General features: G+C 34.1%; 29 protein-coding genes. 23 read left to right on the top strand and 6 right to left on the bottom strand.

All coding sequences use genetic code 11. The features are described from left to right. Positions 1–497 precede the first annotated feature (497 nt). Positions 498–2,471 (top strand): lipoteichoic acid synthase, encoded by a 1,974-nt coding sequence (ltaS, locus tag FOT98_RS02495; protein WP_063260019.1) that lies wholly within the window; start codon positions 498–500, stop codon positions 2,469–2,471. A gap of 55 nt (positions 2,472–2,526) precedes the next feature. Here the strand turns inward: ltaS and FOT98_RS02490 are convergent, their stop codons facing one another. Both FOT98_RS02490 and FOT98_RS02485 read right to left on the bottom strand, forming a co-directional pair. Beyond that, entirely contained in the window at positions 2,527–3,201 is a 675-nt protein-coding gene (locus FOT98_RS02490) for a TerC family protein (RefSeq protein WP_063260012.1), read from the bottom strand. Positions 3,202–3,485: 284 nt separating this feature from the next. Continuing rightward, a complete protein-coding gene (locus tag FOT98_RS02485; protein ID WP_063260011.1) occupies positions 3,486–4,313 on the bottom strand; it encodes a peptidoglycan-N-acetylglucosamine deacetylase in 828 nt (275 codons plus the stop codon). Between the two features lie 371 nt (positions 4,314–4,684). Between FOT98_RS02485 and FOT98_RS02480 the strand changes: the two genes are divergently transcribed. The 21 genes from FOT98_RS02480 to FOT98_RS32705 all read left to right on the top strand — a co-directional run bounded on the left by FOT98_RS02480 (position 4,685) and on the right by FOT98_RS32705 (position 21,586). Then, positions 4,685–5,368 carry a DNA alkylation repair protein gene (locus FOT98_RS02480; RefSeq protein WP_063260010.1) on the top strand — a complete coding sequence of 228 codons (684 nt, stop codon included), beginning with the start codon at positions 4,685–4,687 and terminating at the stop codon, positions 5,366–5,368. Between the two features lie 16 nt (positions 5,369–5,384). Then, on the top strand, positions 5,385–6,086 hold the full coding sequence (locus FOT98_RS02475; RefSeq protein ID WP_063260009.1) for a nucleotidyltransferase domain-containing protein: 702 nt from the start codon (positions 5,385–5,387) through the stop codon (positions 6,084–6,086). 15 nt (positions 6,087–6,101) lie between these two features. After that, complete coding sequence (locus FOT98_RS02470; RefSeq protein WP_063260008.1) at positions 6,102–6,647, top strand: GNAT family N-acetyltransferase; 546 nt, start codon at positions 6,102–6,104, stop codon at positions 6,645–6,647. A 34-nt stretch (positions 6,648–6,681) separates the two neighbouring features. Continuing rightward, positions 6,682–7,182: a GNAT family N-acetyltransferase gene (locus tag FOT98_RS02465; protein WP_063260007.1), complete on the top strand. Its 501-nt coding sequence runs from the start codon at positions 6,682–6,684 to the stop codon at positions 7,180–7,182. Positions 7,183–7,197: 15 nt separating this feature from the next. Continuing rightward, a complete protein-coding gene (locus FOT98_RS02460) occupies positions 7,198–7,719 on the top strand; it encodes a DinB family protein (protein ID WP_063260006.1) in 522 nt (173 codons plus the stop codon). A gap of 70 nt (positions 7,720–7,789) precedes the next feature. Further along, positions 7,790–8,728 (top strand): DMT family transporter, encoded by a 939-nt coding sequence (locus FOT98_RS02455; RefSeq protein WP_063260005.1) that lies wholly within the window; start codon positions 7,790–7,792, stop codon positions 8,726–8,728. A 56-nt stretch (positions 8,729–8,784) separates the two neighbouring features. Continuing rightward, on the top strand, positions 8,785–9,195 hold the full coding sequence (locus tag FOT98_RS02450; RefSeq protein WP_063260004.1) for a GNAT family N-acetyltransferase: 411 nt from the start codon (positions 8,785–8,787) through the stop codon (positions 9,193–9,195). A 309-nt stretch (positions 9,196–9,504) separates the two neighbouring features. Next, complete coding sequence (locus tag FOT98_RS02445; protein WP_063260003.1) at positions 9,505–10,695, top strand: DUF418 domain-containing protein; 1,191 nt, start codon at positions 9,505–9,507, stop codon at positions 10,693–10,695. 189 nt (positions 10,696–10,884) lie between these two features. Next, positions 10,885–11,496 carry a hypothetical protein gene (locus FOT98_RS02440; protein WP_063260002.1) on the top strand — a complete coding sequence of 204 codons (612 nt, stop codon included), beginning with the start codon at positions 10,885–10,887 and terminating at the stop codon, positions 11,494–11,496. Between the two features lie 20 nt (positions 11,497–11,516). Further along, positions 11,517–12,764, top strand: a complete 1,248-nt coding sequence (locus FOT98_RS02435; protein ID WP_063260001.1) for a glutathionylspermidine synthase family protein — start codon at positions 11,517–11,519, stop codon at positions 12,762–12,764. A gap of 211 nt (positions 12,765–12,975) precedes the next feature. Then, complete coding sequence (locus FOT98_RS02425) at positions 12,976–13,773, top strand: AAC(3) family N-acetyltransferase (protein WP_131801867.1); 798 nt, start codon at positions 12,976–12,978, stop codon at positions 13,771–13,773. A 15-nt stretch (positions 13,774–13,788) separates the two neighbouring features. After that, positions 13,789–14,478 (top strand): phosphopantothenoylcysteine decarboxylase domain-containing protein, encoded by a 690-nt coding sequence (locus FOT98_RS02420; RefSeq protein WP_063259999.1) that lies wholly within the window; start codon positions 13,789–13,791, stop codon positions 14,476–14,478. A 137-nt stretch (positions 14,479–14,615) separates the two neighbouring features. Then, positions 14,616–15,089 (top strand): tetratricopeptide repeat protein, encoded by a 474-nt coding sequence (locus tag FOT98_RS02415; RefSeq protein WP_063259998.1) that lies wholly within the window; start codon positions 14,616–14,618, stop codon positions 15,087–15,089. A gap of 11 nt (positions 15,090–15,100) precedes the next feature. Further along, complete coding sequence (locus tag FOT98_RS02410; RefSeq protein WP_063259997.1) at positions 15,101–16,156, top strand: hypothetical protein; 1,056 nt, start codon at positions 15,101–15,103, stop codon at positions 16,154–16,156. Beyond that, positions 16,149–16,634 (top strand): NUDIX hydrolase, encoded by a 486-nt coding sequence (locus FOT98_RS02405; protein WP_063259996.1) that lies wholly within the window; start codon positions 16,149–16,151, stop codon positions 16,632–16,634. Before FOT98_RS02410 ends, FOT98_RS02405 begins: the two co-directional genes overlap by 8 nt. A gap of 154 nt (positions 16,635–16,788) precedes the next feature. Beyond that, positions 16,789–17,301 (top strand): ribonuclease FAU-1 family protein, encoded by a 513-nt coding sequence (locus tag FOT98_RS02400; protein WP_063259995.1) that lies wholly within the window; start codon positions 16,789–16,791, stop codon positions 17,299–17,301. Positions 17,302–17,482: 181 nt separating this feature from the next. Next, positions 17,483–18,238 carry an ABC transporter ATP-binding protein gene (locus FOT98_RS02395; RefSeq protein ID WP_063259994.1) on the top strand — a complete coding sequence of 252 codons (756 nt, stop codon included), beginning with the start codon at positions 17,483–17,485 and terminating at the stop codon, positions 18,236–18,238. 18 nt (positions 18,239–18,256) lie between these two features. After that, a complete protein-coding gene (locus FOT98_RS02390) occupies positions 18,257–19,243 on the top strand; it encodes an aliphatic sulfonate ABC transporter substrate-binding protein (RefSeq protein WP_063259993.1) in 987 nt (328 codons plus the stop codon). Positions 19,244–19,259: 16 nt separating this feature from the next. Then, positions 19,260–20,108, top strand: a complete 849-nt coding sequence (locus FOT98_RS02385; protein ID WP_063259992.1) for an ABC transporter permease — start codon at positions 19,260–19,262, stop codon at positions 20,106–20,108. Between the two features lie 76 nt (positions 20,109–20,184). Further along, complete coding sequence (gene ssuD, locus FOT98_RS02380; RefSeq protein WP_063259991.1) at positions 20,185–21,297, top strand: FMNH2-dependent alkanesulfonate monooxygenase; 1,113 nt, start codon at positions 20,185–20,187, stop codon at positions 21,295–21,297. A gap of 196 nt (positions 21,298–21,493) precedes the next feature. After that, positions 21,494–21,586 carry a putative holin-like toxin gene (locus FOT98_RS32705; protein ID WP_001289320.1) on the top strand — a complete coding sequence of 31 codons (93 nt, stop codon included), beginning with the start codon at positions 21,494–21,496 and terminating at the stop codon, positions 21,584–21,586. A gap of 228 nt (positions 21,587–21,814) precedes the next feature. Here FOT98_RS32705 and FOT98_RS02375 read toward each other — a convergent pair whose 3' ends face one another. After that, complete coding sequence (locus tag FOT98_RS02375; protein ID WP_063259990.1) at positions 21,815–22,636, bottom strand: HNH endonuclease; 822 nt, start codon at positions 22,634–22,636, stop codon at positions 21,815–21,817. A 149-nt stretch (positions 22,637–22,785) separates the two neighbouring features. Here FOT98_RS02375 and FOT98_RS02370 point away from each other — a divergent pair, with 149 nt between their 5' ends. Then, positions 22,786–23,871, top strand: coding sequence for an AI-2E family transporter (locus FOT98_RS02370; RefSeq protein ID WP_000837880.1), 1,086 nt, complete (start codon positions 22,786–22,788; stop codon positions 23,869–23,871). A 239-nt stretch (positions 23,872–24,110) separates the two neighbouring features. Here the strand turns inward: FOT98_RS02370 and FOT98_RS02365 are convergent, their stop codons facing one another. Genes FOT98_RS02365 through FOT98_RS02355 form a run of 3 tightly spaced genes read right to left on the bottom strand, consistent with a single transcriptional unit; the run spans position 24,111 to position 24,587 of the window. Next, positions 24,111–24,251: a YrzI family small protein gene (locus tag FOT98_RS02365; protein ID WP_063259989.1), complete on the bottom strand. Its 141-nt coding sequence runs from the start codon at positions 24,249–24,251 to the stop codon at positions 24,111–24,113. A 25-nt stretch (positions 24,252–24,276) separates the two neighbouring features. Further along, positions 24,277–24,417, bottom strand: a complete 141-nt coding sequence (locus tag FOT98_RS02360; protein ID WP_000669812.1) for a YrzI family small protein — start codon at positions 24,415–24,417, stop codon at positions 24,277–24,279. Positions 24,418–24,443: 26 nt separating this feature from the next. Further along, on the bottom strand, positions 24,444–24,587 hold the full coding sequence (locus tag FOT98_RS02355; RefSeq protein ID WP_063259988.1) for a YrzI family small protein: 144 nt from the start codon (positions 24,585–24,587) through the stop codon (positions 24,444–24,446). Positions 24,588–24,612 lie beyond the last annotated feature (25 nt).

Below are 24,612 nucleotides of genomic sequence, written 5' to 3'. Positions count from 1 at the left end.
GAGGTTTTTTTTCTAATAAGTGTTTTTATGAATTGTGAATAATTATACAGAAATAACTTTAGGTGAGGGAAGACCTGTTGATGTTGCAACTATAGAAATGGCTGCATCATGAATAAACTTGAAATGCATGAAGCGATGTAAAATACATCGAAAAAAACACATGCTTTCTATTGTGAATTTCATTATATTACATTAATGTTCCAGAATTGGAGACATATTTATTTGCGAAGCAGTGAATAAAGGTTTATAGTATGTGGAGTCATAATTAGTGGATGAGACTTGGGAGAAAACAGAAAATGTTACAAAATTATTTTGTTAAATAGAAACCAAGGTCAAAATATTTGTAAAGAAATAGTTGAATAAATAATAGCTTCAAATTATAATTACTAATATTCTTCATATAGTAAAATAAATAAAATCTATTTGGAGATTAAAAATTGAATAGAGAGACAGACTTATATCAAAATAAGCCTTGGATGATCAAAAGAGGTGGAGAGATGAAAAAGTTCTTATTAAAGAGCAAAAGTGTGTTAAGCAATCACTTTGGATTTTTTGTGTTTGCCGTTGTTTTATTCTGGTTAAAAACATACGCAGCATATGTGACAGAATTTAATTTAGGGATATCCAACACAATCCAAAAGTTTTTACTGTTTTTCAACCCGTTAAGCTCAGCAGTTCTATTTTTAGGGCTCGCATTATTTGCAAAGGGGAAACGTGCTTACATTTGGTTAATTGTTATTAATTTGTTAATGTCTATACTTTTATACGCAAACGTAGTATATTATCGCTTTTTCAGCGACTTTATTACGTTCCCGACATTAACACAAACGAATAACTTTGGAGATTTAGGTGGTAGTATTTTTGCATTACTACACGCATATGATCCACTATATTTCTTAGATACAATCATTTTAATTGTTTTAGTCGCAACAAAATTTGCAAGTCCAAAACCTATCCGTGTTGCGAAGCATAAATTATCACTAGTATTTGTAGCAGGTATTTTATTATTCAGCATTAACTTAGGTCTTGCAGAATCGGATCGTCCTGAATTATTAACAAGAACATTTGACCGTAATTATATTGTGAAATATTTAGGGGCATACAACTATACGATTTATGATGGCATTCAAAGTGCGAAAGCATCAACAGAACGAGCGTTAGCTGATGGAGATAATATGACTGAGGTTAGAAATTATCTTACATCAACATATGCAAGTCCAAATCCTGAGTACTTTGGTAAAGGAAAAGGAATGAACGTAATTTATATTCATTTAGAATCATTCCAAAACTTTTTAATCGATTATAAATTAAATGGGCAAGAAGTTACACCGTTCTTAAATTCATTTACAAAAGATGCGAATACGTTATACTTTGATAACTTCTTCCATCAAACAGGACAAGGTAAAACATCTGATGCGGAGTTCATACTAGAAAACTCAATGTTTGGATTACCACAAGGATCTGTTTTTACAAATAAAGCTCATAACACGTTTCAATCAGCACCAGCTATTTTAGGTCAACAAGGATACACATCAGCAGTGTTCCACGGTAACTATAAAACATTCTGGAACCGTGACGAGATTTATAAATCATTTGGTTTTAATAAATTCTTTGATGCGTCATACTACGATATGAACGAAAAAGATGTAGTAAACTATGGATTAAAAGATAAACCGTTCTTTAACGAATCCATTCCATTATTACAAACATTGAAACAACCGTTCTATACGAAGTTCATTACGTTATCAAACCATTTCCCTTATCCGATTGATAAAGAGGAAGCGACGATTGAACCAGCTAAAACAGGCGATTCATCAGTAGACACGTATTTCCAAACAGCACGTTATTTAGATGAGTCTGTAAAAGGATTCTTGGATTACTTGAAACAATCTGGTTTATACGATAACTCAATTATCGTTATGTACGGTGATCATTACGGTATTTCTGATAATCATGGCGCAGCAATGTCTCAAATAATGGGTAAAGAAATGAACTCATTTGAAAATGCACAACTGCAACGTGTACCATTAATCATTCGTGTTCCAGGAATGAAGGGTGGCGTACAACATCAATACGGCGGAGAAATTGATGTTCTTCCGACACTATTACACTTACTAGGTACAGATACGAAAAATTATGTCCAGTTTGGATCAGATTTATTATCACCAGAGCATAAACAAGTTGTTCCATTCCGTAACGGTAACTTCGTAAGTCCAACGGTTACTGCACTGAACGGCAAATACTATGATACAGCGACTGGTAACCCTGTTGAATTAACAGACGAAGTAAAACAAAATGAACAAATGGTTCAAAAATCACTGAAATACTCTGACCAAGTCGTAAACGGTGACTTATTACGATTCTATACACCGGAAGGATTTACACCGGTAGATCGTTCGAAGTACAACTATAACCATCGTGATAAAAATAAAACGAAGGTAAAGACGACTGAAGACGGAGAAACGAAATAAATATTAAAGAGCGCTACTCCTATGAGTAGCGCTTTTGTTTGTACATATAACGTTGTTATGATATAGAAACATCTTTCTTTTTTTGTTTCATTTTTCCAAAGAATACTACACCGGCAATGATAATAATGATAAAGGCCCATTTTATGAAAGGGTTACTTTCGAAAAATCCAGCGAACCATTTCTCATCTACAATCATTTTCGCGGCAGTATAAGCTAAAACAGCTGCTCCAATTGTAATGATGACAGGGAATCGGTCCACCCATTTTAAAATTAATGTACTACCCCATACTACGACTGGAATGGATACTAATAGTCCGATGATGACTAAAGAAAAATTACCATGCGCAGCTCCTGCAACAGCGAGCACATTATCAATACCCATTAATGCATCAGCAATGATAATGGTTTTAATAGCAGACCAAAATCCTTCTTCTGCTTTAATATCATGATCTTTGCCTTCAGCAATTAACTTGTATGCAATCCATATTAGGAGTACACCACCAATTAGAAGTAGTCCTGGTATTTTTAATAACCAAACGACAATTAAGGTAGCGAGGGCTCTAATCGCGATTGCCCCGATAGTACCCCATATAATCACTTTCTTTTGCTGATCTTTCGGTAATCGCCTTGCTGCTAATCCAATTACAATGGCATTATCCCCAGCTAACACTAAATCAATTACAATGATGGCAAGTAGGGCAGACAAATATTCGGTTGAAAAGAAATCCATATACACATCACTCCTTAAGAGTAATATGTGCTAAAGTGTTGATAATATAAAAATAGGATTGAATTTGTATATTCAATCCATAATTTCTTACTGTATTTTGATATATATGTTTTAATTTCGTACTAGTCGTTTTTAGAATAACATGTTTTGTTTTTTAGTTAAATTAATGTGGTTTTTATATCCCATTGATATAAAGGAAGAAGGGGGAATCGAATATAAGAGAAGTAATGCCCAATACGAAAAAAAGACTCAATAACCTACTAGAGGAAATAGAGTCTTTCACATTACATACGATTATCATGCCAGAAGTTTAATGGGAAGTGTTCGTTCTCATTATAACTTTCTAATTCATATCCTTTTTCTTTCAGTCCTTTAATAATTCCAGGTACTGCTTTAACGGATTGTGGATGAATATCGTGCATTAGAATAACTTCTGTTGGCTTGTCAGCTCCATTTACAACGTTTTGTACAATTTTAGCTGATGCAGCATCAACAGGCATTTTGTTGTATGTCCAGTCTAAAGAATCAATTGTCCAATCCCAAACTTTTAATCCATTTTCGACAACTTTGTTGCGAAGTGCTTCGTTTAACCCTGGCATTGAGCCGTAAGATGGGCGAGTTAATACTGGTGATTTACCTAGAACGCCAGCGATTAAGCCTTGATCTTCTTTCATTTCATCTACGTAATGACCTTCAGTGTAAAGTTTCTTGTAGTTATGAGTCATACTGTGCATCCCAACATAGTGGCCTTCAGCATCTTCACGTTTTACAAGTTCCGGGAATGCTTTTACATTTGAACCGATTAGGAAGAATGTTGCTTTTGCATTTTCTTTCTTTAACATATCTAAAAGCTCGGCTGTGTATTTTCCAGGACCATCATCAAATGTTAAGTAAGCGACTTTTCTAACTTGCCCGTTATATTGTTTTGGAGCTTCTTTCGGTGCAAGAGATGATTGAATTTCACTTACAAGTTGAACAGATTTTGTTTCATCCTCTGTACTTGCTAGAGCATTATGTGTTGATCCTAAAGTTGCTTCGTATGTAAATAATATCCCCGCGCAAATCAACATAGCCCTTTTTACTAAAGTTGTCATTCGAATTCCATTGTGCATAATTTTCCTTCTCTCTATAAAAGTTCTACTCTACTATATTAGCAATTATAGGGCGGTAATTGCAAAAAAACTTTTTTACAAGCACAAAAAAGTTTGGTCAAAAGTATGCAAGATTTCAATGTTTTACAGGTGACTAAAATGAAACGAGAATTGAATGAGAATGCATGTAATTTGTGTATCCATATATGGTAAATCCAATGAGTGTGCTAGTGGGGGATTATGCTAGTGAAAAGAGTGTCTGTTGCTTAAAAGCACGTTTGTAAAATTTCACTTACCGAACTTAAAAAATAAATATAGGAAAACAAGAAAATAATGTAGAATATAACGTACATACATATGTGGAGTCAACAAAATATAAAAGAGGTGGGCATATGTTACTTGAAGAAGTAATGCAGCAACTAGAGGAATATGGAACAGAACAAAATCGTAAGATCTTTAAAAATCATGGGGCGAAAGAGCCGTTATTTGGAGTTAGTTTTGCCAATTTAAAATTGTTAAAAAAGAAGATAAAAAAAGATCATGATTTAGCGATTTTATTATGGGAAACAAAAAATATGGATGTAATGACTTTAGCGACTATGATTTTAGATCCGAAGAAAGTTACGACAGCACAACTAAATAAATGGGTACAGGAAGTTGATTATTATTGTTTAATGGACGTTTTGATGACCGCTATTTGTACGTCGCCAATCGCGATAGAAAGAATGGAAGAATGGACAAAGTCTGATGATGAATGGATTGGAAGAGCAGGCTGGTCTTTATTAGCAAATATAGCGATTAAAAATAAAACGTTACAAGATGATTTCTTCTCTCCGTATTTAGAAGAAATTAAAGTAAATATACATAATGAAAAAAATAGAAAAAAAGAAGCGATGAATAGTGCATTAATCGCGATAGGAATTCGTAATGAAGACTTAGAGCAAACAGCGATTGAAATTGCACGTGAAATTGGAAAAGTAAAGGTTGATCACGGAGCAACGTCATGTAAAACACCAGACGCAGAGCCGTATATAAAAAAAGCGAGAGAAAGAGCTGAACAAAAGAAAGTGAAATAAGAATAGGAGAACGGCTATGAAACCAATGGAAGCGGCACAAAGCATCATTACATCACAATTTTCGAATTGTGATGTAGCTTTAATGGGAGGAAGCGTTGTACGAGGGGAAGCGACAAAAACATCTGATTTGGACATTGTAATAATAGATCGTAGTTTGTCATCTTGTTATAGAGAATCTTTTTATAGTAATGGATGGCCCGTTGAGGTGTTTGTACATAATTTTGAAACGTATAAAACCTTTTTTAAAATGGATTGTGATCGCGGAAGACCCTCATTGCCACAATTAGTTTCAGAGGGAATTGTATTAAAAGGTGAAAATGAAATTGTTGAGGAATTAAAAAGAGAAGCAAATGATTTACTAAATAAAGGACCAGCTAAATGGACTGAAGAAATGATGAAGCAGAAGCGATATTTTATTACGGATACTTTGGATGACTTTATCGGGGCGACAAAAAGAGAAGAAGAATTGTTTATCGCGAATTTATTAGCTGATTTAGTACATGAATATGTATTAAGAGTAAATCGTAAATGGCTTGGTAATTCAAAATGGTTTATAAGGGTACTTAGAAAATATGATGAACAATATGCAGATCAATTTGTAGCGGCGTTTGATCATTTTTATACAACGGGAGAGAAAAGTAAATTAATTATTTTTGTAGAAAAAACGCTAGAACAGTATGGAGGAAGAATGTTCGAAGGATTTTCTATAGGAAAATAAAAAGGGGATAACGCAATGAATGTACCATTCGTTCAATTAAGAGAACTGACACTAGATGATGTAGAAGATCGATATCAATGGTCATTAGATACAAAAGTAACAAAACATCTAGTTGTACCAGATCAACATCCACCGTTTACTCGTGAAGAAACGAAAAAATGGATTGAAGCATGTATAAATCGGAAAAATGGCTATGAACAAAGAGCTATCACTGTTGAGTACGGTATACATATTGGATGGGTAGATCTTAAAAATTTTGATAAAACAAATCAAAATGCAGAACTGGGAATCGCGATTGGTAATAAAGAATACTGGGGTAAAGGGTATGGAATAGCGGCTCTATATAGTATGTTACATCTAGCATTCTATGAATTTGAATTAGAAAAAGTTTGGCTACGTGTAGATGAAGATAATTTTCAAGCTAGAAAGAGTTATGAAAAGGCTGGTTTTGTTTGTGAAGGGTTAATGAGAAATGATCGATTACGTCAAGGGAAGTTCATTCATCGTTATCGATATAGTATGTTAAGAGAAGAATACGAATCTTTAAATAGTAACTTATAAAAATATTATGTAAACTTAAAGGAGCTGAAGTAATATGATTCGATTACTTACGAAAGAAGACGCGAATAAATATTGGGACTTACGTTTACAAGCATTACAAGTAAATCCAGAGGCATTTGTAACAACATATGAAGAGGCAATTCGTCAGGAAAATCCTATTAAGCGAGTGGAGAGTAATTTAACAGCTACTACTAGCTGTACATTTGGTGCTTTTAATGAGGATCATCAATTAGTTGGGGTTGTCACTTTACTAACAGAAGAGAAAGAGGCATATAAACATAAAGGTCATATCGTTGCGATGTATGTAGATGCAAGTAATCGAAGAAGTGGCCTTGCACGTGAGTTAATACGTAAGGCAATTGAAAGGGCAAGTGAAATGAATTTGGAACAATTAAATCTAGGTGTTGTGTCCACAAACGAACCAGCAAAAAAATTATACGAATCAATGGGCTTTCAAACGTATGGAATCGAAAAAAGAGCTTTAAAAATGAACGGTGTATATAGTGACGATGAATATATGGTGTTATTCTTGTAAGAAAGGGAGTTTAGTATGAAAGATCTCCATTTAGACAAAAATATGAACCCACAAGTAGCGATTTTGTATGCGATGGTTACAGATACATATAAACGATTGCAAAAGTTAGTAGAAGGTACTGGTGAGAAAGAACTGTCTTTTAAAGGGTCAGAAAATATTGAAAATAATATCGGGCAACTCCTTCAACATTTATCAGTTGTTGATTTACATTGGGTGTATCGCTTAAAAGGAGAAGCAGTTCCATTGGCACTTGAAAATATATATGGACCTATGTTAAATGAAGTAGGAGAACTGCCAAGTTTAAGAAAATATACGCTGCAACAATTAATGCAAGATTATGAAGCTGTGCAACGTATGTTATATGAGGAATGTATGAAACTAACAGAAAATGATTTAACACGGGAAGTTTTTTATGAAATGGGAGAAAATGCAACTATAAGGTGGGGGATATGGCATATAGCCGATCATAATCGGTACCATCAAGCTCATATTAGTCAGTTAAGAAAACTATATAGGGCTAGAATAGATGCGAGATAAAGATTTCGAATTTTAATTATATTTAATTTGTTGTATAGTATTAAGAAGAAACTAAACAAGGGGTTTTATAATGAAAGCTATTGCAGTAGGAATATTGGCATCATTTTTCTTTGCCTTTACCTTCGTTTTAAACCGGGCAATGGACTTAGAAGGTGGAAGCTGGATTTGGAGTGCTTCATTACGGTACTACTTTATGGTTCCAATGCTTTTACTTATTGTCATGTATAGAGGTAATTTAAAGCAACTCTTTCAATATATGAAAAATAATCCGAAAGAATGGCTAGTGTGGAGTATCGTAGGATTTGGTCTCTTCTATGCACCACTTAGTTTTGCTGGAGCTTTTGGACCTGGTTGGCTCGTTGCATCTACATGGCAAATTACGATCGTTGCAGGGATTTTGTTAACACCATTTTTTGCAGTAGATCCATTACATAAAAAACTTCCAATGAAGGAATTAATTATGTCGGGTATTATTTTATGTGGTGTTGTACTCATGCAAGTAGAACATGCTTCTTCATTAGGAATTCGTGAAACTGTTTTATGTGTAGTTCCTGTCTTTATTGCAGCGTTTGCGTATCCTCTTGGAAACCGGAAAATGATGCAAGTTTGTAAAGGAGAGTTAGATGTATTCCAGCGAGTTCTCGGTATGACATTAGCAAGTTTACCATTTTGGTTTTTACTATCTGGTTATGAAGTATCAACAGGCGGGCTACCGTCAAGTAGCCAGGTTTTCCAATGTTTTATTGTAGCAGTTAGTTCTGGTTTAATCGCGACAGTATTATTCTTCTTTGCTACAGATCTTGTAAAAGATGATCCGCAAAAACTAGCAACAGTAGAAGCAACACAATCCGGTGAAGTTTTATTTGCGCTAGTAGGAGAGCTCATCTTACTATCTGCTCCAATTCCGTCATCTTTATCTTGGATTGGTATGAGTCTTGTTATTGTCGGAATGATACTACATAGTTATGTAGCGGTCATTGTGAAGAAAGAAGAAAAAATAACGGCGTAATGAGATTAGCTCTTTTTATAAAGAGCTAATCTTTTTTCATAGAAAGGGATGGAAGAATGAATTTACAGCATGTTGAACAAATTGAAAAAGATTCAATTTTACATGTACTACAGTATGCAATTGGTCCAAGTGAAACTAGCTTAAAGAAATCAGTTTTATTTTATGAAAAGAATAAAGGGACTTTTTATAAATATGAAGAAAAAGCTTGTATAGGTATTGAAATAATCGGAGCAAATAAAGCGAGAATTTGCCATATAGCAGTCGTTCCGCAATATCGTTATAAAGGAATTGCGTTGCAAATGATCAAGGAAGTAGTAAGACTACATCAATTGACTTATGTAGAAGCAGAGACAGACAAAGAGGCAGTAGAATTTTATAAGAAAATTGGTTTTCAGGTTAAAAGTTTAGGAGAAAAGTATCCGGGGATTGAAAGGTTTCATGTGTATTTTAAAAATAAAACATATTAAAATCATCTTAGAATATAATATCCGGAATAGGATTTGAAGAAATAGTTCGTTTTATATGTATCCCGCTATTAGTGGACAGTAAAACTCCCACCTCAAAATTCGGCTGGAGAAAGGAAGCTAGGTGGAAGCCTTGAAGCCCGTAAAAGCCCAATTGGTACAGAATAATAATCAGTGGGTGATGAACGAGACCGCCACTGCTTAAAGTTTCACTTAATGGGTTCTAATTTTAATAGCAACTAGTTGTTAGTTTTTGATAAAAATGTAAGGGGGATCGGAATGGTTAGTTGCTGCTAAGGAAGGAAGTAAAATATGAGTAAATCAATAAATAATGGAGCAATTGAGAAGAAGCGTGCAGTCTCATTAGATTTAGCAAGAGGTACTATGTTACTATTAATCGTACTTGCCCATGCACCGCTTTACTTGTATGCTGCAGATCCTGGAATTATGCATAGGGTGGAAAGCGGTAGTTTCTTTGATCAAATTGTAAACCTTTTTGGTATATTCATAATTGATAACCGTGCAAGAGCGATGTTTGCCGTATTATTAGGCTACGGTTTGGTTCTAGCACTCGAAGGGCAAATATCAAAAGGGAAAAATGAAAATCATACTGTAAAAATAGTAAGAAGACGCTCTTGGTATTTAATACTGTTTGGGGTTGTGTTAGCAGTTTTAATTGGAGGGCAAGATATTCTTATGGCCTATGGTGTAGCGGGGCTTCTTGTTAGCCCGCTATTAAAGTGTAAAATGAAAACATTAATTCGAACATTTACGTTTATCACTATATTGTATATCATTTTTATTCCAATAATATGGGGATTTAATATGCAAGCAATAGGCGATTATGGTTTTTCACCAGATGTTTCAGCAAAAGACACGTATCTAAGTACTACAATGATGCGATTACTTTTCTTTCCTTTTATACCTGTTCTCATCCATTTTATGTTCCCAATTCTTCCTTCGGTAATTCTTGGTTTGTGGATTGCTAGATATCAATTATTAATAAAACCAGAGCAACATTTGAAAAAATTATATTTTATAACAATTATAGGATTAGTAATATCCTTAATAGGTGCTTTGCCTCTATCTTTTATAGGGACTATATGGTATCCAAGTGTATTTACAGCTGGAATGATAAATGGAATCCACATTTTAACTGGAATTGTTGGAGGATTAGCATATGCAACGGGTTTCGGTATAATAGGGAGCAGATTGAAAAATCTAGGGTACTATAGCCTTTCATTAATTGCTTTGGGAAAGCGCTCATTAACATTTTTTGTTTTGAATGAGGCACTGCTTGTTATACTTTTATCACCTGTAGCATTTGATTTAGGAGGGCATGTAAGTAACGCTCTTGCTGCATTGGTAGCTATAAGTATTTGGATATTGTCTGTCATATTAGCTACAATAATGGAGAAAAACAATCTGAATGGGCCATTAGAGATTTTATTGAGACGTTTAATATATAAAAATAAAACAATTGAAAGACGACCTGGGTATTAGGTCGTCTTTCAATTTATTATAGTCTATAAATAAAATTATAATCTAATGGTAGTTTGTTTTCATTCATGGAATAAAAAGCATAAAATATGCAAATGTGCATATAGGGTTTAGTTTGAAAAAATTAACATATACATTATATAATAAAGATATCTGGAAAAATATAGATAAAAGGAATTAGGTGTATAAAACATGAGAATGGATAAAAGTAAATTTATAAAAATTGCTACTTCAATAGGGGTGTCATCTTTTTTATTAACGGGTTGTGGCGATTACGAAGAAGAAACGGCCCAGAAAGAAAGTACAGCTGTTAAAACAGATGGTGGAAAACAAGGTAATGAACAAGAAACATTAAATTGTGACGATAAAACTCCTACTAATGAAAATGTCGAAAATGATGAGTTATGTAAGGAAATGAATCCGTCATTTTCATCGTATAATGAAAATTCACATTTACCAATACTTCCATTCGTAGCAGGATATTTACTAGCAAGCAGAACTACAAATATGAATTATACAGCAAAACCAAATATAATGAAGAAACCGTATGCAAATAATGTTATTCCATATCGTGAAAAAGACCAAAGTAGAACTGGTGGAAGCGGTGGTGGAGGTTCTTACGGCGGAACTAACAGTAACAATAATAACTCTTCCAATAAAGTGGATTTAAATAAACAACAGCCAAATTCCTCAAATAAAGTGACGCCAGATACAAATACGCCGAAATCATCTACGACACAAACGCCGAAAGTGAATTCTGGTTCCAGTGGAATTGGGAATGCAAAAGCACCAGCTGGATCATAATACGAAAGGAAAATGGAGTCATGTATACAGAACAAGAGCAAAAAGAGTATATGAAAGTATGGTTTTCACTTGCGGAAGAGGCTGGTAGGAATGGATTTACATGGCCGAGCCTTTTAGAGAAAGAAGAATGGAATCAATATATGGCAACGGGTATGTATCGTATGCCAGTAAACACGTATACTGCAATTTCAAAAGCGACAGAGGAAATTATGTATGTATTATATAGAACGTATCAATATATTGTAAATACGACAGAAGATTTTCAAAAACTAGGATGCCCAGCTGAAACGTGGGAAATTGTGAGAATGAAACATATTGGTTTGTTTTCATATTTTACAAGATTTGACTTTATCGTAAATGGTGAAGATATAAAATTAATAGAAATAAATTGTGACACACCAACAGGTTATTTAGAGCCGTCTGTCGCAAATGAAGTGTTGTGCCGTTATCACGATGTGAATCATCCAAATCATATAGAAGAGCATATTGTGCAGGCGTGGGAACAAATTAAACATGACTATAATATAAGTCCTATCGAGACGATATATTTTACTAGTTATGATTGGCACGATGAAGATCATCAAACAGTTCAATTTTTAAGAAGCTATTGCTTAGCTCAATCAACGGACTATATAGGAATACAAGATATCGTCGTTGCAGATGATGGTATATATGCGCAAAATGGTGAACGAATCCATTATTTATATAGACTATATCCAATTGAATATTTAGTTTCAGATACTGATAAAAATGGGAAAAGAATTGGACTTCAGTTTTTAGATCATATAGCGCAAGGAAGAGTGAAAATCATTAATCCACCTGCAGCTTTTCTTATGCAAAATAAAAGTGTACTCGCATTAATTTGGCAACTGTTCGAAAAGGGAGTTTTCTTTGAGAAAGAAGAGAGAGAAATCATTCAGAACTACTTCATACCAACATATTTTACAAATAAGCCATTTTTAGAAAGAAATGAACCATATGTTTCTAAGCCTTTATACGGCCGTGAAGGTGGAGGGGTATCTATATACGAAAATGATGAACTATTAGCTGAAGATAAAACGGAGTATTACTTTGAACAGCGAAAAATATACCAGCAATACATAGAAATGCCTGACTATACAATTGACACATGGGATGGTCCGTATACTGGTAAACTATTAATTGGTTCACACTGTATTAGTGGGAGAGCCGCAGGGTTATTTTTACGTGTAGGTGAGAAAATCACGGGAAACTTATCGATGTTTACAGGGGTTACAATTGAAGGATAAACGAAAGAGCTCATCATTTTTGATGAGCTCTTTCGTTTATATTAGTGTTATTATTGTTTGACGTAACGCTTTTATTTTTCTTCTGTTGTTATATAAAATTAATATATTACCATTTGTTGTGTGGATGAAAATGATTAAGTTAAAAATTAAGAAAAATATGATAATATATGTATGTAGTAGTTTAAAACAAAATGGGGGAACAATCGTGAAAATGAATGACATAGTGGCAAGTACACCATTGCCAAATACAATCAAAACAATTTCAAATGATTTAAGAAAATTAGGGTTAGAAAAAGGAATGACGGTTATTGTGCATTCTTCGCTAAGTTCTATTGGTTGGGTATCTGGCGGAGCAGTTGCTGTAGTAGAGGCGTTAATGAAAGTGATTACGGAAGAGGGAACAATTATTATGCCAACTCAATCTTCGGATTTATCTGATCCGAAACATTGGTCAAGACCACCTGTACCTGAAGAATGGTGGCAAGTTATCAGGGATAATGTCCCGGCATTTGAGCCACATATTACACCAACAAGAGCGATGGGAAAAGTAGTTGAATGTTTTCGTACATATCCGAATGTAGTACGTAGCAACCATCCATTAGGAAGTTTCGCCGCATGGGGAAAGTATGCAGCAGAAATAACGATGAATCAGTCGCTATCAATGAGTTTAGGAGAGGAATCTCCATTAAGAAGAATATACGATTTAGACGGATATGTATTATTAATTGGTGTTGGGTATGATTCCAATACGTCTGTACATTTATCTGAAGTACGTACTGGTGCATGTGAGTTAATAAAAGTAGGAGCACCTATTATAGAGAATGGTGAAAGAGTATGGAAAGAGTTTGTTGATATGGATTACGATTCTGATAAGTTTGTAGAAATTGGTGTAGAGTTTGAGCGAAAAGGAACTGTAACAAATGGAAAAATAGGAAATGCAACGTGTCGTCTTATGAAGCAACGAGATATCGTTGACTTTGGAACAGAATGGTTTCGTAAGAAAAATTAGTAAGGGATGGTTACAATGAAGGGGAAAAAAGTATTAATTACGAGTGGTGGTTGTTTAGAAAAATGGGACCAAGTACGCGGTCATACGAATATGGCGAAAGGCACAATTGGGAGGATAATTGCCGAAGAGCTTATTAATAAAGGGGCACATGTTATATATTTACACGGTTATTTCGCTGAAAAACCGAAAGATATAAATAATCAATTGGAATTACATCCATTTGAAGGAATTGTTGATTTACAAGATAAAATGAAAAGTATAATTACGCATGAAAAAGTAGATGCGGTTATTATGGCAGCCGCTGGATCAGATTGGATTGTAGACAAAATTTGTGATCAAAATGGTAATGTTCTTGATATGAACGGGAAAATTTCAAGTGATATAGCACCAATTATTCATTTTCAAAAGGCTCCAAAAGTATTAAAACAAATAAAAGAGTGGGATTCAGAAACGGTACTCGTTGGCTTTAAACTTGAAAGCGATATAAATGAAGAAGAACTGTTTGAAAGAGCGAAGAAAAGAATGGAAGAAGCGAAGGCAAGTGTAATGATTGCTAATTCACCACATTCTTTATATTCACGGGGAGCGGTACACCACGTAATTGGACAAGACGGTAAAGGGAAGTTATGTAACGGGAAAGATGAAACAGCGAAAGAAATTGTCAAAAGGTTAGAAGTACTATGTAATCGTATCACTACTATGTAATTAAAAGTATTTGGATAAGAATGGATCTGCATAGTATATATAGGTAAGCGAAACTTTAATTTATGAGAATTTTACTTTTACACGAACATTAACCATTCAAGTTGGATACATAGAATAATTGGTGAGGAGTGGATTCTATGGAACATTTATTAAAGCAAGCTATAAAACTAAGAAATGAAAAGAAATATGCGCAATCGAGAGAGATACTTATAGGGTTAACAAACTTTACGAGGGATGCCGAAGTGCTGTTTCAATGTGCCTGGATACATGATGTAATGGGACTTGAAACGGAGGCTTTGCCGTATTATGAACAGGCAATTGCAAATGGTCTTGATGGTGAGTCACTTTGTGGTGCATATATCGGTCTTGGCAGTACATATCGTTGTATAGGTGAATATGACAAAGCAATTACAGTTTTAGAAACAGGTTTGCAGCAGTTTCCGGATAATGATGTGATTAAAGTGTTTCTCTCATTAGCAAAATATAACGTAAACGATCATGAATCCGCGATGAAATTATTACTTGAAACAGTTTTGAAAGTAGAGGAAGTAAAAGAATATGAACGTGCCATTTCATTTTATAAAAATCATTTAGACGAGGTTTTTAAATAGAGGGTGAACGTATGAATGCCACACTATCACGAAGGCGAAAAGGTATTTGGTTTGGACTAATATTTTTCATCTTGTTATCAAACTATTTATTGTATGCCCTTCCGATTGTACCAGCTGCTCCGAAAGAAGTAGTGCTTGGCTCTTTGCTTGATTGTATGTTTGTAATTCCAGTCATCACGTATTTCTTTATTATTCGAAAAAGATACTCGTTAACGTATATATTTCCGGTTGTAATAGCTGGTTATATTTTTGCGAGATTTATAATTCCAAATAACTATTTACAAGCTTTTTCAAACGTTTCTTATATAATAGTTGTGGGAGAAATTGCTTTTATAGGTCTAGAATTATTCCTTCTTTATAAAATCGTTAAAGTGCTTCCTGAAACATTCAAACGATTTAAAGAATATAGAAGAGAATATTCTTCATTTTCTTATGCCATTGATGCAGCGTTTGATGCTACTATGAAAAGAAATAAATTAGTAGATATCATTGTAACAGAGTGTAAGTTAATCTATTATGCATTGTTATCGTGGCGTGAAAAAGTGCCAAAAGGTGAATCCGTATATTCTTATCACAAAAAGACTGGTGCAATAGGTGTATATATTATGATCATTCATGCTACCTTAATAGAAAGTATCGGTTTTCATTATTTACTTCATCAATGGAATCCAGTACTAGCATGGATTCTACTTGTCTTAAACATATATGCAATGTTTTATTTTTTAGCTGAAATACAAGCAATGCGTAAAAATCCAATCATTGTTGTGGAAGAAAAGTTAATCATTCAAATCGGATTAGGAAAGAAAATTGTTATACCATTTACACAGATTGATAAAATTGCGTTTTATAAAGGCGAATCTTTAAAGAAAGAAGAAGAGAAAGAGGTTCTTGACGCAACTGTGATGGAATTTATAAAGGAACCTCCAACATTTGAAATAACGCTAAAAGAGCCAGTGAAGGCGCGATTGTTATATGGATTTTCTAAAACAGTAAGTCGTGTCCACTTAAATGTTGATGAGGAACGGAAGTTTTATGATGCGGTTTTGGAGAAGTTGAAGCATGAATAATGCTACTAATTTTCATCGTGCGTTTGGTGTGTACGGCATTTGTATTGAAAACAATAACATATTAGTAATTGATAAAATAAAAGGTCCATATAGAAATCGGTATGATTTAACTGGAGGCAGTTTAGAACAGGGGGAATCATTATTAGCTGGACTTCATAGAGAGATAAAAGAAGAGACTGGGCTGAAAGTGAAGGTAGTAAAACAAATAGGTACAGTTGATTTTCAATTCCCATCAAAATTCAAGGAGTACACACATGTTCATCATATCGCAGTTTTTTACGTTGTTGAAAGGTGTGAAGGTGAATTCAAAGTACCGGAACAATTTGAAGGTCAAGATTCAATAGGAGCTAGATGGATTCCAATAGAAAGTATTACTGAAGATAATTCATCTCCTCTTGTATGTAATGCTGTAGAGTGGCTAAAAGAATCTAAGTTTCGTTTAGAAGTAAAGGCATATAAATCATGGGTTATAAAATAATGATACAACTGGAGTTCCTTCTAACTTAGAAGGAGCTTTTTTGTGGGCAAGAAAATGAGATTATATTAATAAAACAAGAAACGAATTCACTGAACGGCTTCTTAGTGGAAAAAGGTTTATAATGAAAGAACTACAACTAAAGGGGAATTTAAAAATGAGTTGCTTACATACAACAGGGATTGAAATTATTGAAAGGAAAATTCGCTATGATGCTACAACTGTAGATCATGCTTGTTTATTGATAGAAACGCAGCAAGATAAAATTGTTTTATATCATGAAGTACAGTACTCTTTTACTATGACAGCAAACGATACGAAGTTAACGATCCAAAAAGGAAGTTATACGGTTGCATATTACTGGGGAAATCGTCCATATAATTTATACGTTTGGAGAGATCGGGATGGGAGTTACCTAGGTTCTTATTATAATATTGTAAAGAATACTTGTATAACGGATGAAGAGGTAACCTTCGAAGATTTAATCCTTGATATTATGGTACTTCCAAGTGGAGAGTTTTTTATATTGGATGAGGATGAATTGCCTGAGCCGTTAGAACAATTTGAAGACGGATATGTAGAAAGAGCTCTTCATACAGTCAAAAATACAATTCAAGAATCGCTTCCGAACATCATTTCAGAAACTGCTACCATTTTTAAAAATAAATAACGTTCATTAAAACCTAGTTGACTTATCGGAAATATTTGTATAATATGTAGGTAATTCAATAACGTATAGCTGATTGGAGAAACCAAAGGCATTTCATTTTGTAATGAAATGCCTTTGGTTTTTTTATTATATAAATACTGAATCTGTTCATTTAAATGAATCATTTCAAGGAGGGGGAAAAGTGACTGTTTCAATTAATGGGGTATCAAAATATTTTTCGAAACAAACTGGTACGGTCCAAGTATTAGAAGATATTAATTTTCAATTAGAGAGAGGAGATTTTGTCACTGTAATCGGACCGAGTGGTTGTGGGAAAAGTACGCTTTTGAAAATTGTTGCGGGATTAGATGACGAATTTGAAGGTAAGGTTGTTATTGATGGGGAGCAAATCGTAAAACCGAGTAAGAAACAAGGGTTTATTTTTCAAGAACACCGCTTGTTTCCATGGCTAACAGTTGAAGAAAATATTGCTGCAGATTTGTCGTTAAAAGATAAGTATGTAAAAGATAAGGTAAAGGAATGGGTTGAAATTGTTCGGTTAGACGGTTTTGAAAAATCTTATCCGAAAGAAATTTCAGGCGGGATGTCACAACGTGTTGCGATTGCGAGAGCCTTATTAAGAGATCCGAATGTATTATTACTCGATGAACCATTCGGGGCACTTGATGCTTTTACTAGAAGTCATTTGCAAGAAGTACTGTTAAAAATTTGGGAGCAGAAGAAAACGACAATGTTATTCGTCACTCATGATATAGACGAAGCGATATATCTTTCAAACCGAATGATTATCATGAGTGCAAAGCCTGGAAAAATACATAAAGTGATTGAAAATAATTTGCCTTACCCTCGAAATAAAACTTCTCAATCGTTCCAACAACTTCGAACGAAAGTGCTACATCAGTTTGAATATGGGGGACTGGTTCAAACGAGTATATAGGAAAAGGGTGGATTATATATGAATAAAACATGTAAAGTTCTTTCATTTGCGTTAGCTATATCTCTATTTTTATTTGGATGCGAAAAAAGTACAGCAAGTAGTAAGAAAGAAGATGTAACCATTCAAATAGGTATACAACAAGGATTAAGCCCGCTCTTACTGGCGCAGAAAAAGGGATGGTTTGAAGAGGAGTTTAAAAAAGAAGGAGTTAAGGTGAAATGGACAGAGTTCCAAAGCGGACCTCCTTATTTTGAGGCAATCGCATCAAATCGATTAGACTTTGGTGAAGTTGGCAACTCTCCAGTTATTTCCGCTCAAGCAGCAGGTATCGAATTTACTGAAATCGCCAATACAAGTTATGCGAGAAAAGGAACAGGCATTCTTGTACAAAAAGATAGCAAGATTACGAGTGTAAAAGATTTAAAAGGTAAAAAAATCGCAGTAGCAAAAGGAAGTAGCGCATTTAATTTATTATATCGAGCATTAGATAAAGAAGGTATCAATACGAAAGATGTAAATGTCATTCAGTTGCAGCCAGATGAGGCACAGCCGGCATTTGAATCAGGGTCAGTAGATGCATGGGCAATTTGGGATCCATTCATTTCGCTACATACGTTAAATAAAGGTGCCAAGGTTATTACAGATGGTGAACAATTAAATGTTTCTTCTCCGGAATTTTTAATTGCGCGAACAAAATTTGCGAAAGAACATCCAGAATTAGTTGAGAAATTCCTTAAAGTTTATGAAAAAGCACGTGTGTGGCAAGAGTCAAACTTAGATGAAGCAATAAAAATATATACTTCTGCAAAGAAAATAGATGCTGAAATTGTAAAAGAAGTGTTTGATCACGACAAGCCAATTTTAGTTCCAGTAACGAAAGAAATAATAACCGAACAACAAAAGACAGCGGATTTTCAATATAAACTCGGTTCTATAAAGAAAGAAATAAAGACAGATAAAGTTGTAGACAATTCTTACGTAGAAAAAGCGTTAAAGGCGAATTGAAAAGAGGTTTTGTAAATTGGAGAATACGAAAGCTGTTATGAAAAGGGCGAGTATAACGATTGGCAAAAACAATGTAAAGAAAGTACGGAAAACGAATGTAAGGGTGTTAGTAAGAGCGATCACGATACCAATTGTCGTATTAATTATTTGGCAGTTAGCTGGCGTATTCGATCTAGTTTCTAAAACTGTTTTACCAACGCCATTAGATATATTTCTAGCTTTTCAAGAACTTATAAAAACAGGAGAGTTATTCGGTCATTTAAGTATTAGTGTATTCAGGGCTGCGGCTGGTTTCTTTATTGGCGGGAGTTTAGGAATTATTTTAGGAACGATTGTTGGATTTTCAATGAGAAGTGAGCAATATTTAGATCCGTCTGTACAGATGTTAAGAACTGTGCCCCATTTAGCAGTTGCACCGCTTTTCGTACTATGGTTCGGTTTTGGAGAGACATCGAAAGTATTATTAATTGCGGACGGCGCATTTTTTCCTTTATACGTAAACGCGTTTTTAGGGATACGAGGTGTAGATTTAAAATTATTTGATGTTGCGAGAGTTTTAGAGTTTAGTAAAAGAAAATTTATTACGAAACTGATTTTACCCGCCGCATTGCCAAACCTATTACTTGGAGCAAGATTATCTTTAGGAGTTGCATGGGTGAGTTTAGTAGTAGCAGAACTTATGGGATCTACTGAAGGTATCGGCTATATGATTATGGATGCAAGGCAATTTTCAAACACAGATATCGTATTTGTCGGTATTATTATCTTTGCATTCGTCGGGAAGTTTTCTGACTCCCTCGTACGTTTACTAGAAGTGAAATTTTTAAGATGGCGAGATAATTTTAAAGGAGAGACAGGGAATTAACATATAAATTATTAGGGGTAATTTATATAGAGTATTTCAGTATACGTTTTAATAAAAATAAGGGATGTGTAAAGTTATGGATTTGTTATGGTTTATTCCAGCTTATGGAGATGGTCGATATTTAGGAACGACAAAAAGAGGAAGAGCAGCTGAATATGGTTATTATAAACAAGTTGCACAGGCAGCTGATTATTTAGGATATACGGGTGTGTTACTTCCAACTGGTCAAGGTTGTGAAGATCCATGGGTATTAGCATCGGCACTTGCCGCTGAGACAGAGAAATTAAAATTTTTAGTAGCAGTTAGACCCGGACTAATGTCACCGACAGTAGCAGCGAGAATGGCAGCTACATTTGATAGAATTTCAGATGGGAGGTTACTTATTAATGTAGTAGCTGGAGGAGATCCAGTCGAACTGCAAGGGGATGGATTATATCTTGAACATGATGAAAGGTATGAAGTAGCAGATGAATTTTTAAAAGTTTGGAAATCTACGCTACAAGGAGAAAGTATTTCTTTAGAAGGAAAACATATTAAAGTTACAGATAGTAAAGTCGTGTTCCCGCCAGTTCAAACACCGTATCCACCAATTTATTTTGGCGGATCGTCTGCTGCAGGTAAAGAAGTTGCAGCTGAACACAGTGATGTATATTTAACGTGGGGCGAACCACCAGAGCAAGTGAAAGAGAAAATCGAAGAAGTAAGAAAACTTGCAGAAGAGAAGGGGCGTACAGTAAGATTCGGTATCCGATTACATGTAATTGTAAGAGAAACAGAAGAAGAAGCATGGGAAGAGGCTGAGAGGTTAATTCAATATGTAGATAATGAAACAATTGAGCTCGCTCAAAAAACATTTGCAAGATATGATTCAGTCGGTCAAAAACGAATGACACATTTAAATAAAGGTACGAGAGAGTCGTTAGAGATAAGTCCTAACTTATGGGCTGGCATAGGGCTTGTAAGGGGTGGTGCAGGTACTGCTCTTGTGGGAGATCCGCATACAGTAGCAAATAGAATAAAAGAATATGAAGCGTTAGGAATTGATACGTTTGTTTTATCAGGATATCCACATTTAGAAGAAGCGTATGAAGTAGCAGAATTATTATTCCCATTATTGAAAGACGAGAAGAAACAAGAAAATAAAATTGTTGGTGAAATGATTGCTGATGCATATGCATTAAAAAAATAGTGAGGATTAAAGTTTCACCTATGTTTTGCTTCATTTGGTTTACTTCCTGTTAATACAGCATAAAAAACCCGCAAGTATTTCACTTGCGGGTTTTCATCGTAAACTATTAGAAAATATGGTAAAATTAAATAGTAACTTAAGGTACGGTTGGTTGTTCAATTATCACTTCTCCAAAGTAGGAGGGGGGTGATAATACGTGAGTGAAATAGCGTTGCTACTGCAGGGTGGACTGTTTCTCGTTGCATTGTTAACGTTCGTCGTCGTTTTAATAGACAAGCTCAAAAAATAACAACCCACCTATGCCAATAGAATGTGGGTTGTTTTGTTTGTAAGAAACAAATAGGATAAATGAACAATCCAATCTGCTAAGTTACGTGGACTAGTGTGTAGCCGCACACTAGTCTTTTTTATTTATATACAATTAATAATTGGTTTATGTGATTGTATTGTTCTTTTCATACTTATTATAACACAGTGTCTTTTCATCAAGAAAGGAGACCGTATGTTCTGGTTCGGATTAAATAGAAGTAGTTTTTTCTTTAAATAGCCCATCCATATACTGTTTTAAAGTTTGGACATAAAATTCCTGCCTACTTACATTATTTACGCCGACAATAGGCGATGAAAGTTCATATCTCTTTTCTGATAAATGAACGACAACGTCAAAAATATCAAATAGACGAATGAAACAGAACAGGCCATCTTTATCACTTAATAAAATAAAGTAATGGTTTTCGCTATTTGTATTTAATGTATTCCATAAAGAACTTTTACTTAAATCACGAACAATGCTCTTTTCTTTTAATTCTATGAAATCCGCATTTGATAGAATGTTAGAAATATCAATCGCATCTGGATCTTCCAAATAGCCATCAACAGCTTGAACAGCGAAAGTATAAGCCATTTTTAATACACTCATTTTGTATTTACGGTTATCTAAAAGTAATTCACGTTGAATAGAGCTAGCTACCTTCGTTACACGTTCTTCTTTCCAAATTTCATTATGTAGTGAAATATCGTGTTTTTTACATAGTTTCATAATTAATGCATTGGAATAAAGTATTTCATCACTTACTTCAACAACATCTGTCTCAGCAGCCGCAAGTTCCTCACCATGCTCATTCGTATAGAGAGGGGAATCAATTTGTTTTTTCATTTGCTCAATCTTAAATTGACTTAATTTATGTCGAATTAAGGGACGATCAATATTTGTTGTCATTTGTTCATGGCAAGTATCACAAATTGAGTTTGTGAAATAATATCCACATAATATTTCTGGGATGACATATTGTTCACTAAGTTCTTTCGTATCTTTTCTGCAAATGATGCATTGTGTCATTTTTATCACCTTTACCTGCAAATTTGTATGTAATCTCATTGTAGTGTATTTATTGGTATTTTGGAATATTGTAAAGGAAAATATTATGTGAAATTCTTGCTTATTTTGGTACAATGAAGAGAAGTGCTAGTTTAAAGGAGGACGTTTTTTTGAAATCGAAAGTGCACTTTTGGACATTAGAAGTGCTAATGGTTGTAGCGATCATATTTATTTGCACAAAAATATCGTTTTTATTTCAACCAATTGGTATCTTCATATCTACGTTGTTTTTCCCAATCTTAATCGCGTTATTTTTATACTTCATATTTAACCCATTGTTAGTCTTTTTGGAGAATAAAAAAGTACCTAGAAATTTAGCGATTTTACTGTTATATCTTTTTATCATAACATTAACTGCGGTTGGAGTTGGAGTTGTTGTTCCAACAATCTCACAACAGCTAATGGATTTAGTAAAAAATATGCCAGGTTATATTAAAGAGGGAAAACTATACATACAAGATTTATCCCATCACAGATTGTTTGAATGGTTATCTACACAAAACTATGTTTCCATTGAAACAATTGAAAAAAATGCGATTGAATACTTAAAGGATATACCAAACACAATTACGTCGAGTGCAACGGCTTTATTTGGTATCATAACGAACGTCGCATTAGTGATCTTCACAGTACCGTTCATTTTATTTTATATGTTTAAAGATGGACATGCATTCCCAGGGAAAGCAGTTAGTCTATTACCTGAGTCATACCGTGAAGAAGGACTTCGTATCATTAAGGAAACGAATGAAACATTATCTGCATATATTCAAGGACAAGCGCTCGTTTGTATATTTGTAGGTGCGTTTACTTTTATCGGTTATTTAATTATCGATTTACCGTACGCTTTCGTTTTAGGAATTATAGCAGCATTTACAAATATTATTCCTAACTTAGGTCCATTTATTGGTGCAGCACCAGCTGTTATCGTAGGTCTGTTCGTATCTCCGATGCAAGCGTTGTACGTAATTATTATCGTAACAATTGTACAACAGTTTGAAAGTAACATCATTTCACCGCGTATTATGAGTTCAAAATTAAATATCCACCCGTTAACAATTATTATTTTAATTTTAGGGGTAGGTAACTTTGCGGGAATTATCGGAATGATTTTGGCAGTGCCAGTTTATGCAGTAACGAAAACAGTTGTATCGAACTTAGTGAGACTGTTTAAGACGAAACGAAGTAATCGAAAATAGTATATGTTGAGAAAGATACACCGCTTTTTAAGTGGTGTATCTTTTGTTTATTACTAAATGTTAAAAGCTTGAAAATATAATTTTATTATATATTTATTACACATCAAATGTAACGATATACTTGCGTGATAATATGTCTATAAAACTATGTGGAATCCCTCTGAACTATCCAAATCATTTCTTTAGAACGTGCTATCAACATCATAATCGACTCCTTTCAATTTTTATATTTTAAAGATTTATAGGTGAGAGTAGTATTTACTTCTACGATCTCGAATTTCGTCTATAATCTGTTTGTATTGTTGTTCTTGTTTTAATTCAGCTTCAGAATAGTTTTTTTTCTGAATCGTAATAGTTAAAAAGAAAAGGTGAAACTTCATAATACATTCCTCCTTCCGAAAGGAATTATAGATGGCTACAGTAGTGACTTTGGCGTTCTTTTACATCTTCCATAGCTTTATTAATTTGATGATCATGTAATATCTCACTGTCGGAGAACTTAGTTTTTTGAATGGTAATGGTTAAAAAGAATACTTTAAATTTCATATGTGTATTACCCCTTTAAAAGTTATTTAGAAAAGACGGCTGTAATAAGAAGCTTGACGCACTTTCACTTCGTCCATAATAGATTGAATGTGCTGCTCACGTAAAATCTCTTTCTGTGAAAGTTTACGTTTTTGAATGGTAATGGTTAAAAAGAATGCTTTAAATTTCATTAGGGAATTGCTCCTTTACAAGTTA

Source organism: Bacillus sp. HY001 (assembly GCF_007558965.1).
GTDB lineage: Bacteria > Bacillota > Bacilli > Bacillales > Bacillaceae_G > Bacillus_A > Bacillus_A mobilis.
The sequence above is the reverse complement of the archived record's forward strand: the minus strand, read 5'-3'. Positions and strand labels throughout refer to the sequence as shown.